This is a genomic window from Petrotoga sp. 9PWA.NaAc.5.4 (assembly GCF_002895485.1).
In the GTDB taxonomy this organism is placed as follows: Bacteria; Thermotogota; Thermotogae; order Petrotogales; family Petrotogaceae; genus AZRK01.
Genome location: NZ_AZRK01000024.1, coordinates 51583 through 64222 on the forward strand (window position 1 = coordinate 51583; position 12640 = coordinate 64222).

At 30.3% G+C, this 12640-nt stretch carries 10 protein-coding genes; all 10 read right to left on the reverse strand.

Annotation, left to right across the window (positions count from 1 at the left end):
- Positions 1–10: 10 nt before the first annotated feature.
- On the reverse strand, positions 11–2239 hold the full coding sequence (locus X924_RS07625) for an endonuclease MutS2 (RefSeq protein ID WP_121958334.1): 2229 nt from the start codon (positions 2237–2239) through the stop codon (positions 11–13).
- A gap of 101 nt (positions 2240–2340) precedes the next feature.
- Positions 2341–2847: a hypothetical protein gene (locus tag X924_RS07630; RefSeq protein ID WP_121958335.1), complete on the reverse strand. Its 507-nt coding sequence runs from the start codon at positions 2845–2847 to the stop codon at positions 2341–2343.
- 45 nt (positions 2848–2892) lie between these two features.
- Positions 2893–4737, reverse strand: a complete 1845-nt coding sequence (gene dxs, locus X924_RS07635) for a 1-deoxy-D-xylulose-5-phosphate synthase (protein WP_121958336.1) — start codon at positions 4735–4737, stop codon at positions 2893–2895.
- 86 nt (positions 4738–4823) lie between these two features.
- Positions 4824–5258: a transcription antitermination factor NusB gene (gene nusB / locus X924_RS07640; protein WP_121958337.1), complete on the reverse strand. Its 435-nt coding sequence runs from the start codon at positions 5256–5258 to the stop codon at positions 4824–4826.
- Positions 5259–5260: 2 nt separating this feature from the next.
- Positions 5261–5701 (reverse strand): Asp23/Gls24 family envelope stress response protein, encoded by a 441-nt coding sequence (locus tag X924_RS07645; protein WP_121958338.1) that lies wholly within the window; start codon positions 5699–5701, stop codon positions 5261–5263.
- 76 nt (positions 5702–5777) lie between these two features.
- The gene (mutS, locus tag X924_RS07650; RefSeq protein WP_121958339.1) at positions 5778–8231 is read right to left on the reverse strand and encodes a DNA mismatch repair protein MutS; all 2454 of its coding nucleotides are present in this window, start codon (positions 8229–8231) and stop codon (positions 5778–5780) included.
- 90 nt (positions 8232–8321) lie between these two features.
- A complete protein-coding gene (clpP, locus tag X924_RS07655; protein ID WP_121958373.1) occupies positions 8322–8918 on the reverse strand; it encodes an ATP-dependent Clp endopeptidase proteolytic subunit ClpP in 597 nt (198 codons plus the stop codon).
- 14 nt (positions 8919–8932) lie between these two features.
- Complete coding sequence (locus X924_RS07660; RefSeq protein WP_121958340.1) at positions 8933–9229, reverse strand: DUF370 domain-containing protein; 297 nt, start codon at positions 9227–9229, stop codon at positions 8933–8935.
- Positions 9230–9420: 191 nt separating this feature from the next.
- On the reverse strand, positions 9421–10917 hold the full coding sequence (gene glpK, locus X924_RS07665; protein WP_121958341.1) for a glycerol kinase GlpK: 1497 nt from the start codon (positions 10915–10917) through the stop codon (positions 9421–9423).
- 319 nt (positions 10918–11236) lie between these two features.
- The gene (locus X924_RS07670; protein WP_121958342.1) at positions 11237–12178 is read right to left on the reverse strand and encodes an inorganic phosphate transporter; all 942 of its coding nucleotides are present in this window, start codon (positions 12176–12178) and stop codon (positions 11237–11239) included.
- Positions 12179–12640: the final 462 nt, after the last annotated feature.

A 12640-nucleotide genomic window follows, 5' to 3' on the forward strand; every position in this document is an offset into this window, starting at 1 on the left:
CTCCTCCCTACTACACTTCTATAATTGTAGCTCCAGTTCCGCCTTCCTCAGTTCTTGCAATTTTAAAATCTTTTACTAAAGGGAAGTTTCTAAGGTATTCCCAAATACCGATAGCTAATTTGCCGGTACCTTTCCCATGAATTATTCTCCCCTCTTTTATTCCTGAAGCAATTAGATCAGAAATGAATTTTTCTATAACGGGAATAGCTTCATTTACGGTATAACCACGCACGTCTATTTCTGGATAAACTGCCTTTTTTTTACTTATCTTAAAATTAACGTTGTTTTTCGGTTCTTCTATATCCTTTTCTTCACCTACTGGTTCTATATCGTTTAACTGATATGTTATTTCAATAGGTGAATTTTTTATTTGAACGGTTGCTTTAGATTCATCTATTTCTTTTATTATTCCTTGCATATTTCCAGGTACTTTAACTTTCATTCCGATTTTCAACTTAACGTTTGATTTTTTAGAAAGACTTTGTTTTTTAAAAAGTGAATCTTCCAACTCTTTAATTTGATTTGATAAGTTATCTGCGTTTTTTAGATTGTTTTTTAATCTTTCTAAGTCTTTTTCTTTAAGTGCGATTTTAACATCTTCTATAATTCTTTGAATCTCGTTTTTTATTTCTTTTATTTGTTTTTTTATCATAAAAAATTCTTTATCTAAACTCTCTATTTCTTTTTTTCTCAATTTTTCAAGTTTTTCTCCATATTCCTTTTTTAATCTGTCCAGTTCTTGTAACTGATTTTTCTGCTTCTCCCGATTCTCTTCATATTCTTTATACAAATATGAAAGTCTTTTTAAAATAATTTCATTTTCTGTATGTTCTTTGTTTAAATTTCTTTTTGCATTTTCTATTATTTTTCTCTCTATACCTAATTTTTCTGCTATTTCTATAGCATGCGAAGCTCCTGGTACTCCTATTATCAACTTATATGTAGGCTTCAATGTTTCTAAATCAAAAGACATAGAGGCCGACGTCAGTCTATCTTCTTCCAAAGAAAAGGCCTTTATTTCAGAAAGATGGGAGGTGACAAATAATATAGGTCCTATATCAAGTAAATGTCCCAATATCGCTTTACTCAAAGCAGAACCCTCTATAGGATCCGTCCCCGTGCCTAATTCATCTATAAGTACCAAAGAATTTGATGTCACATTTTCAACGATATGTTTTATATTAACCAAATGAGCTGAGAAAGTACTCAAATTTTCAGAAATATTTTGCTGATCACCTATATCAGTATATATCTCATCTATAAAAGGTAAATCTGCTTTTAAAGCCAGTACTGGCAAACAAGCATGTGCCATAAAGAAAGCAACTCCTATAGATTTTAACGAAACAGTTTTTCCTCCAGTATTCGGGCCAGTTATTATCATTCCATTTTTTTTAAGCTCTACATCTATAGGTACAACTTTATCTTGGTCAATAAGAGGGTGCCTCAACTCTTTTAAATCAATATTTTTATTGTCTTTTTTGGGTGTTACAAATATTGCATTCTTTTTTTTGGCGTATTTCGATTTTGCGATATTGACATCTATATATGAAATGACCTCTATATTATTTTTCAATTTTTCAAGATTTTTTTGTATATCAAAGGTTAGATTCGATAAAATTTTTATTATTTCAACTTTTTCTTCTGATTCAATATTTATTAGTGCATCATTTAATTCGATAATATTCTCTGGTTCAACGAAAACTGTGGCTCCAGAATCGGATTTACCAACTGTTATTCCTCTTATAAGATTGCGGTTTTCAGATTTAACAGCAATACAAACTCTATTGTTTCTTTCAATAGGTTGATCTATAGCCAAATATTTATAATATCTATTTTTTATTTTATTAAATTCCGAATTTATCTGATTTTTAGTAGAAGCTATATTTTTTCTTATATTTTTTAGCTCAATTGTTGCATCATCTTTTATTTCCCCATTTTCTGCAAAGATTCTAAAAATATTATCGATTAATTCTTTAAGAGGAAAGTATTTAATGATTTTTTCAGTAAGTAAATCGTCTATTTCGCTGTAAAATTTATATGCTTCATTAGATTCGTATAAAAACGTTCCAATTTTTCTAAATTCTTTTCCTTCTAAATTTCCTTTATTATCAAGTTTTTCTATTATATCAATAATGTTAGGTACCGCGGAAATATCTTTCAACTCACCTTTAATAGCCAAATTAAAAAAAACACGAGAAATCATGATTTCTCGGTTTAATATTTCATAATCTTTATACATTTCAATTTTGCTTAATAATAAATTTTGCCCATATTGAGTGTCGGAATTATTTGCTATTTCTTTAACGATTTCGTTTAGATCTAAGTCTTTGTAAGTTTTATCTAAAATTTATAATTCACCCCTATTGTGATTGGTAAATAATTTACAATAACATCTGTTGGATAGTATCTCGTTTCATATCCTACCGTAATGTAAAAATTTTTGTAATTAACTCCAATATTCAGCAATATTTCAGTGTTAAAGGTTTTAAATAAATCTTCGCTATGGACTCCTCCAAAGGCAGTGACTAAAAATCCCAACTCTTGAATAATTTGAGTATTATATTTCATATTTAAACCTAATGAAATACCCATCGCATCTGGAATAAAATCATAATCAACAAGTTTGTAATTATAAAAAATTCCCACATATGGTCCATAAGAAACCTCTTGGCTATCAGAAGTAGGAATAAGAACAGATATCCTTGTTCCTAAGTAATCGTAACTTCCGTTTTCACTGTTTAAAGTATAAGAATAAGCATTATTAGTAGATAATTCTAAGGCATGAATTCGTAATGGTATAATTAATAAAATAAACAAAAATAATATAGGAATTTTTACCTTTTTCATTGTATGTCCCACCTTTTTCTGATACAAAAATATAAATTTCTTTTCTTATCTTACTTTATTGTTATTAAAAATTTTCTCATAATTCTTTCTTATTTTTTCTATGCTTAATCCACAGTATTCAAGTTGTTCTTTTCTACTTGCATGAGGTATAAACTCATCGTCTATACCGTAAGAATATACGTTTTTGTTTCTTATTTTGAAAATTTCTTCATTGAATCCGCCCTTCAAACTTCCTTCTTCATAAACTAAAATTGTTTCGGCTCTTTCTTTCAATTCTTTAATTATACGTATATCTAAAGGTTTCACACTTCTAACACCTATAATATTAACATCGTAAGTTTTTAAAGCTTCATAAACATTCTTAGAAAGGGTACCTACAGCTAAAACATAGACATTAGATTCTTTTTGTTTTTTTAAATATTTCCATTCATTATCTACTATCTGAAGTTTATCCAATATTTCTTTAATATCTACTTTCTCTCCATCTCTTGGAAATCTTATAAACCTTGGTTTGTTAATACCTTTTATTATAGAAGTATATACCATATTTGCTAAATCTTGCGCATCTAAAGGAGTCCATATCTCCACATTCGGAATCAATCGAGTATATGATATATCAAATACACCATGGTGAGTAGGCCCATCTTCTCCTACCAAACCTGCTCTGTCTAATAAAAAAAGTACAGGAATCTCTTGTAGGGCTACGTCATGAATTAAAGAATCAAAAGCTCTTTGCATAAAAGTTGAATAAACATCAACTATAGGAAGAATTTTTCCTCCTAACGAAACAGCAGCAGCAGTTGTTACAATACTTGCTTCTGTTATTCCCATATCTATAACTTTGTTATTATCTACATTTTGAAGAATATCTAACCCTGTCCCTTCAGCCATCGCACCTGTAAAAACAACAAATTGATAGTTCTTTAAATGTGCAAGTGTATATCCTACTACTTTGCTATAAGAAAGTTTTTCAGCGTTGCTTTTTGAAACCCCATGAAACTTAGTTGGATATGCTTCTGTTTCTTCAAACCCTTTACCTTTTTTTGTAACAACATGAAGCAACACAGAATTTTCTTTATAATCTTTTACAAAAGATAAAAATTCTTCCAATTTTTTAATATTATGTCCGTCTACAGGACCGTAATATTTAATACCCATATCTTCAAAAAAAGCTGCTGGTGAATTGTACAAAGAATATTTCAAACTATCTCTAACTCTTCTTAAAAGGTTTTCAAAATCTTTACCTACCTGATGGTGCTCTTCTAATGTATCTTTTATAACCTTTTTAACTTCAGTATATTCTTTCTTTACTCTAAAATTATTTAAAAGCGTTGAAAGGGATCCTACATTCTTCGATATAGCCATGTTATTATCGTTTAAAATTATTTTTATTTTAGCTCCTTGATAACTCAATTGATTTAATGACTCTAAAGCCATACCACAACCTAATGCCCCATCCCCAATTATGGAAACTATATTTCGATTCACACCTTTTATTTTATCGGCTATAGCATACCCTAACGCCGCAGCTATAGATGTTCCAGCATGTCCAGCACCAAATCTATCAGCTTGCGACTCATGAATATTAGTATACCCACTTATTCCATCTTTTTTTCTTATATTTTTAAAATCTTTCCATCGACCAGTAAGAAGTTTATGAACATAAGATTGGTGACTTGTATCCCAAATAACAATATCTTCAAAAGGATCAAAAACTCTGTATAAAGCGATAGTTAATTCCACTACACCTAAATTAGAAGCTAAATGTCCATTGTTGTTGTATACTACAGTGAATATATAATTTCTTATTTCTTTTGCTAATTCTTCTAATTCCTCATAATTCATGTTTTTTAAAGCTATATAAAGAGGCGTTTCTGTATCAAATTTCATTTTTCATTACATAGGTTTTTAATTATAAAGTTAAAATTAAAAACCTATGTGGCCCCCTTTCATAGAAATAGTTAAAATAGGGTTTGCTAAATCAATAAGAATTGGTCGCGAGCTAATCTATCCATAATTCCATTAACAAAACTCGCAGCTTTTTGAGTAGAATAAGTTTTTGTTAGTTCCGTAGCTTCATTTAGAATTACTTTAGTAGGAATCTCTTTTTTATTTGTTAATTCATATATGAAAATTCTCATAACTGTTTTTTCAACGCTACCGATTCTTTCTAAAGACCACCCTTCTGAATATCTTTCTATTATGTTATCATATTCTTGTTTATTTTGATATATATCTCTTATATAAGTTTTCGCTTCATCCATATTTTTTTCATCTAATTTTAGCCCTTCGGTAATCTTTTCAAAGGTGAAAAAAATATCTTCAAGTGAAGAATCTTTAATATCCATTTGAAATAGGCTCTCAAACACAATTTTTCTCATCAATCTTTTCTGAAAAATAAAATCTTTCATTATTAATCCTTTTTCTCCTCTTCTTCCTCCTCTTCATCATCGTCATCTTTTTCCTCAGCCTTTTCCTTTTCCTCATTTTCGCCTTCCTGAACTTCTTCGTACTCTTCTATTTCCTCAGGTTTTAAAAGTGTATCTATAGTTACATCAACGTTTGAAACATATACTTCTGCTATCTTTTCGAGTTCTTCTTTTATAATTTTTTGGATTTCTTTTGTAAAACTAACTATATTTTCTCCGTACTTTGCAGGAACTTTCAATGATAAACTAACACTTGCGTCATCGTTGATAACAACTTTTATACTTTTTTGTAATTCCTTTTGAATTTTGCTATCAAAAATCTTTTTTTCTTTCAAATGGCCTTCCACACTTTTATAAACTAAATCTTTTAACACATTTTCTGAAATACTAATTTCGCCATAATCATTTTCTTCATTTAACGGCATTTAAACCCCTCCTTACATTTTATTTATTAAAATTGTTACCATAGATTTTTTCTATACAAATTATTATATCATAAAATCAAAACATTTTTAATTGGTTTTCAGGAACTTTGTACTTTTTCTTGCCTATTCCTTTAATTCTTTTTAACCGATTTTCTAAATCAGCTCGATCAGAAAGTTGATCTAATATCTCTTTCGACCTTTCAATTATTTCTGGAGGGAATCCTGCTAATTTTGCTATTTCTATTCCATAACTGTTATCACTCGTTCCATCTTCTATCTTATGTAAAAAAACAACCCCTCCCATTGTTTCCTGCACCTTTATTCTTTTAGCCATAACTTCTTCATAAATATTTGACATGTAAGTAAGTTCTGTATAATGTGTAGCAAAAATCGTATTACACTTCTTAACTTGAAATAAAAATTCAGATACTGCCCATGCAACAGATATACCGTCCAGTGTGCTTGTACCTCTTCCTACTTCATCTAATAAAACCAAGCTTTTATCAGTTGCTTTGTTTATTATGGTAGACATCTCCAACATTTCTACTAAAAATGTAGATTTACCTGTAACTATATCGTCTCTTGCTCCGATTCTTGTATAAATCCCATCATAAATAGGCAATTCAGCCTTTTCGGCAGGTACAAAACATCCTATTTGAGCCATTATGCTTATTAAGCCTATTTGGCGTATATAAGTAGACTTCCCACTCATATTTGGACCTGTTAATATTATATAAAATCGTCCCTCACCGAGAGATAAATCATTAGATGTAAAATCATCTACGAACCTTTCTACTATAGGATGCCTGCCATTTATGATCTTAGTTTTTTTAGGATCTTCTATAAAAACAGGTCGAGTATAATTATACATGGAACTAACTTCTGCAAATGCTCTATAAACATCAAGTTCTGCAATTTTATCTGCAAGATTTTCTATTTTATCTACATATTTTGAAAGTTCGTTTAATATTTTACCATATATTTCTTTTTCTAATGCATTTATCTTTTCCTCTGCCATAACCAATTTACGTTCTATATCATTTAACTCTTTTATAGTAAATCTTTCTGTATTAACCAAAGTTTGTTTCCTAATATAATATTCTGGTACTTTTGAAACCTGTGATTTTGAAACTTCAATATAAAAACCATAGACTTTATTTCGTCCAACTTTCAAACTATTAATCTTTGAACTTTCTTTTTCTCTTTTTTCTATTTCTTCTAATACCGAATCTATGTTTTGAAGAATATTGCGATAATCATCTAATTCCTTTGAAACGCCTTCTTTGATAACCTTACCACTGCCTACCTCCAAAGAAGGTTCATCATATATAGATTTAGAAACAATTTCTTTAACTTCTTCCAATGTGTCAATATTTTCGAATAAATCTGCAAGACCAGAATTTGATCGAATTGATTCTATTAAGTATGGAACAACTTCCAACGAATCTTTTAAAGAGATCAAATCCTTAGGGGTAGCTTTTATCAAAGAAATTCTTGACGAAATTCTTTCTAAATCTTTCATTACAGACAAATATTCTTTAAGCTCTTGTAAGAGTAAAAAATCGTCCTTTAAAGATCCCACTTTACTTAACCTATACTCTATTTTTGCTTTGTCAGTTAGAGGAGAAACAATGAATTCTCTCAACTTTCTATTTCCCATACTCGTTTTTGTAACCTTTAAAATATCGTATAAAGTCTTACCTTTGTTTGAATTTGAAGGAAGAACACTTAAGTTTTCTATTGTATTAGCATCCAGTAACATGTGATCTTTGGTTTTAAAACGTCTTGGAAATTTCATATGCTTAATCTTTGAAAATTGGGTGATTTCTAAATACTTCAAAACCGCATCTGCTACTTTTAACTCTTCATCTTCATAATCTAAAAGATCAAAACTCAAAACCTCATATGTTTCTTTAAAATGATCTATAAAATTATTAGAAAAATACCAATCATCTAGTAATTCCACATAGATATCGCTTAATATTTCCTTAATTTTCTTTACAAGATATTCAATCTCTTTAGAAACAAGAATTTGAACAGGTCCAAAGGACGATAAAAAGTCCAACAGTTCGCTTTCGTTAAAATCAAAAGTATCTAAATAAAACTCTCCTGTAGAAAAATCAAAAATAGCTATTATGTATGTATTTCTATACTTTGATATCAAAGCTGAAAATCTATTTGTTTCCTCAAGCATATTTTCTTCTACTATTGTACCTGGGGTTAAAACTCGAGTAACTTTTCTTTCCACAATACCTTTGGCAGTATGTGGATCTTCAACCTGTTCACAAATAGCAACTTTATACCCGCAATCCAACAGTTTTTTTAGATAATTATCTAAAGCGTGATAAGGTATACCAGCCATAGGATGACCGTTTCTTTTTGTCAAAACTATTTGTAAAATTTCACTAACTTTTTTAGCATCATCAAAAAAGGTTTCATAAAAATCCCCGAGCCTAAACAAAAGTATAGAATCCTTATATTCCTGTTTTATATCGAGATATTGTTTGATCATGGGGGTTATATTTTCCATTTTAATTCCTCCATAATTCATTTTTATGAAAAAGAAGGACGCATACCTTGCGTCCTCTTTTAAAAAGTTACATTCGCCAATAAAATTATATTATTTCGAATTCCCCATACTTTCACTCTTTGTAGTAATTACTTTGTCAACCAAACCATATTCTAAAGCTTCCTGAGCATTCATAAAGAAATCTCTATCCGTATCCTTTTCTATTTTTTCTAATGGCTGACCTGTATGCTTGCTCAAAATATTGTTTAGATCATTTCTAAGTCTTAATATCTCTCTCGCATGAATTTGTATATCTACTGCGGTACCTTCTGCGCCTCCCCATGGTTGATGAATCATTATACGAGAATTTGGTAAAGAATATCTCTTACCTTTTGTACCTGCTGTTAATAAAACCGCTCCCATCGAGGCCGCTTGACCAATACATATTGTTGATATGTCTGGTTTAACATATTGCATAGTATCGTATATTCCCAACCCCGCAGTAACAGAACCTCCAGGAGAATTAATATAAAGAAAAATATCTTTGTCTGGATCCTGAGACTCCAAAAATAAAAGTTGAGCAATTATAACATTAGCAACATCATCGTTTATTGCCGAGCCTAAAAACACTATTCTATCTTTTAATAACCTTGAATAAATATCGTAGGCTCTTTCATACCTTCCTTCTGTTTCTATAACCACCGGCATTGGTATCGCCACATTTATCGCCTTCCTTTTCTCACTTTTTCTAAAACTTTGTCTGTCGCAAGCGGTGTTAAGATTATTTGCCCACTATCCATATATATAACAGTTTTTACTCCCTTGCCATAAGTTGCATCAATCAAACTTGTAGAACCTTTTATAAAAATCTCACCGCTTTCTTCCTCTTCGGCTTGAGTAATAATATCTATACCCTGATATATCTTTTTTATCTTTCTAAATTGTATAAAATTTTCTGGTAATATCGAATGGATCCTTTCTGCAGGGATAAATACACCTTTTCCTACTGGAACAAACATGATTGTTCCTCCTTTACTCTCGTCCTGAACCTCTATGTTTTTACAAACTTAATTTTAACATATTCATATTTGAATTTATAAACTTCCCTTTATTTTACTTTACTTTGATTATACAAAAAAAATATTGTTTTTTTATTAATTTTTTCTTAATTACTGTTTATTTAATAAATTAGAGGTGTTTATATTTATATTTATACTTCTTCTTCCCATTTTCTTACTCTTTCTATAGCTTTTTTCCATCCATTGTACAATCTTGTCCTTTCTTCTTGGCTCATATTTGGAACGAAAGTTTTTTCACATTTCCAAACATGTTTTAATTCGTCTTTGTTCTTCCAATAACCAACTGATAAACCAGCTAAAAAAGCAGCTCCTAAAGCTGTAGTCTCAGGAATTGCGGGTCTTTCAACTTCTATCCCTAATATATCAGCTTGAAATTGCATAAGAAAATTATTTACAACAGCCCCACCATCAACCCTCAATTTTTTTAATGAGAATCCAGAATCATCTTCCATAGCTTCTAAAACATCTCTTGTGCTATAAGCAATTGATTCTAAAGTAGCTCTAATTATATGTTCTTTTTTGGTTCCTCTTGTTAAACCTAATATTCCTCCCCGGGCATACATGTCCCAATAAGGGGCTCCTAAACCTGTGAAGGCAGGAACAAAATACACACCAGCGTTGTCTTCTACTTTACTAGCATAATATTCAGAATCAATAGCCGAATCAATTAATCGCAATTGGTCACGAAGCCATTGGATAGCAGCCCCAGCAACAAATACCGAACCTTCAAGCGCATATTCTATTTTCCCATCTAATCCCCAGGCAATAGTTGTTAGCAAACCTTTTTTAGATTTCACTGGTACGTCCTTTGTATTTAAGAGCATAAAACAGCCTGTGCCATAAGTATTCTTTACCATTCCTTTTTCAAAACATAATTGTCCAAATGTAGCAGCCTGCTGATCACCAGCAATTCCTGAAATAGGAACGCTTGCACCAAAAATTCCTGGATCTGTATAACCATATATTTCGCTTGATTCTTTAACGGCAGGTAACAACGATGGTGGAATATTTAATATTTCTAAAAGTTCCTCGTCCCATTTTAAGTCAAATATGTTGTACAACATAGTTCTAGAAGCATTAGAATAATCTGTCACATGTATTTTTCCCTGAGTTAATTTCCATATCAACCAAGAATCAACGGTACCAAACCTTAATTCTCCATTAAAAGCTTTTTGTCTAACACCTTCTACATTCTCTAAGATCCATTCTATTTTTGTTGCTGAAAAATAAGCATCTATCTGTAATCCAGTTTTATCTTTTATTAAATTTTCAAACCCTTTTTTTCTCAAGTCATCACATATTGAAGAAGTTCTTCTATCTTGCCAAACTATGGCATTATAAACAGGATTACCAGTTTTTGCATCCCATATAATTGTTGTTTCTCTTTGATTAGTTATACCTATAGCCGAAATCTGTTCTGGTCTAATATTAGAAACTCCTAAAACATTTGCAATTACTCCTATTGTTGTTCCCCATATTTCGTCTGGATTATGTTCAACCCAGCCGGGTTTTGGATAAAGCTGTGAAAACTCTCTCTGTGATGCGTTTATTATGTTACCTTCATGATCGAAAATTATCGCTCTTGAACTTGTTGTTCCTTGGTCTATTGCAAGAATATAGTTTTTCAAAGTTAAACCTCCTTATTTGTTTTTTATACTCACTTTAGAAATTCCAAAATCCTTATTATATGTATATTTTAGCGTTGATTTTTTTTACAAAATACCTTCCCGCCTCTAATCCTTACTAATTCTTAATTTCTTTGCCTTTTTCGGTACTTGTACCAAAGGAAGGGGGGAGAGGGCTCCGCCCTGGACCCGCTTTTAAAATCAAAACCTCGTTTTTAGAAAATTTCTCATTTCTAAAGTCCCTATGTTTTTTATACTCACTTATAAATCAAAAATCTTCATTTTTAGGGTTTTATATTGTTTATATAAAAAGAAGTTCATTCTAAATTATTGTTTCAAATATTTTTACCATCGCTATAGATATAATCGCAGCTATCGACGGGGTTCCAATCCAACCAATTACTACTTTTAATATAGTTTTATTGTTGAAAGTCCGTGTTCCTGTTGCTAATCCAACACCGATTATGGCTCCTATAATTGCTTGTGCAATGCTAACAGGTATACCTATCAAAGAATAAAACCATAATGTAATTGCCGTAGCTAAAATCGAAATTAGAGATGAAAAATGATCTAGTTCTACAATATCTTTGCCAACGGTGTTTAATACTTTGCGGTTTGTCATTAAAATACCAACACCTATTGAAACTCCGCCTATCAAAGCTAAAATAAACGGTGAGTATAAAATGTTTACGTACACTCCTGTAACGTTAGCAACATTATTTGCACCTAAGGAATAAGAACTATAAATTATAACAACCCAACTTAATATTTTAATGAATACATCCTGATATATAACGTTTATAAGATTCTTAAAAACTAACGCTAAAATCCTATAACAAACGACAGCAATTATTAAGGCTCCAAATGGAGTTAAAAGCCAAGAAATGAAAATATCTTTTAGTATGTTAAGGTTAATTTCTCCTTTTAAAATACTCATTCCAACTAAAGACCCAACTACTGCTTGCGTCGCTGAAGCAGGAAGAGCTAAATTACTCATTATTATAATGGTTAAAAAAGCACATATCATAGATAAAGAAAGTGAAATTAAATCTAACTTAACTAAATTAGATAAAGTATTAAACCCTTTATTTCCTCCAATAATAGAACCTAAAACAACAAAAATACTTGAAGCTACTAGTGCTTTTCTATAAGAAATCAATCCCGAAAGAACAGGTGGTCCTAATATGCTCGGTGAATTGTTTGAACCGAGAGCCCATCCCAAAAGTAATGCGGGAATTAAATATAAAAAGCTTACTTCATTCATAGTTATATACCTTCCTATTGAAATTTTTTATAAAACATTAATTAATAAAAATACTCACTTTAGAAATTTTAAAACTTAGTTTTTTCAAAAATACCTATATGGTTCTGATACTTACAATTTTTGGTTTCTTTAACTTCTTTGGTACTTGTATCCTTAAAATACTTATTCAAAAATTTTCATCGCTAAAGTGCTATAGTAAAAAATAGAATAAAAAACAAAAGACCATATCCTTTAATAAAGGCAGGCTTTATTCAGGATATGGTTTTCTCTCAATCACTACCATATCGTGATCATATTTTGAAAAATATTAATTCTTATTATATATGTATTATAAATATTTGTCAAATTTGATTCTGTCTTAATATAACAGATTAAAGCTAATTATTTTTGACTAATCAGAAAAACTTCGCTTTTGGAGAAACTTTATATGTTTTAAGTTTTATTCATAAACTTTTTTAATAT

Coding starts and splice junctions, on each gene's coding strand:
- X924_RS07625 (WP_121958334.1), bottom strand. CDS start 2,239: ATGTATAAAGATTATGAAATATTAAACCGAGAAATCATGATTTCTCGT.
- X924_RS07630 (WP_121958335.1), bottom strand. CDS start 2,847: ATGAAAAAGGTAAAAATTCCTATATTATTTTTGTTTATTTTATTAATT.
- dxs (WP_121958336.1), bottom strand. CDS start 4,737: ATGAAATTTGATACAGAAACGCCTCTTTATATAGCTTTAAAAAACATG.
- nusB (WP_121958337.1), bottom strand. CDS start 5,258: ATGAAAGATTTTATTTTTCAGAAAAGATTGATGAGAAAAATTGTGTTT.
- X924_RS07645 (WP_121958338.1), bottom strand. CDS start 5,701: ATGCCGTTAAATGAAGAAAATGATTATGGCGAAATTAGTATTTCAGAA.
- mutS (WP_121958339.1), bottom strand. CDS start 8,231: ATGGAAAATATAACCCCCATGATCAAACAATATCTCGATATAAAACAG.
- clpP (WP_121958373.1), bottom strand. CDS start 8,918: ATGCCGGTGGTTATAGAAACAGAAGGAAGGTATGAAAGAGCCTACGAT.
- X924_RS07660 (WP_121958340.1), bottom strand. CDS start 9,229: ATGTTTGTTCCAGTAGGAAAAGGTGTATTTATCCCTGCAGAAAGGATC.
- X924_RS07670 (WP_121958342.1), bottom strand. CDS start 12,178: ATGAATGAAGTAAGCTTTTTATATTTAATTCCCGCATTACTTTTGGGA.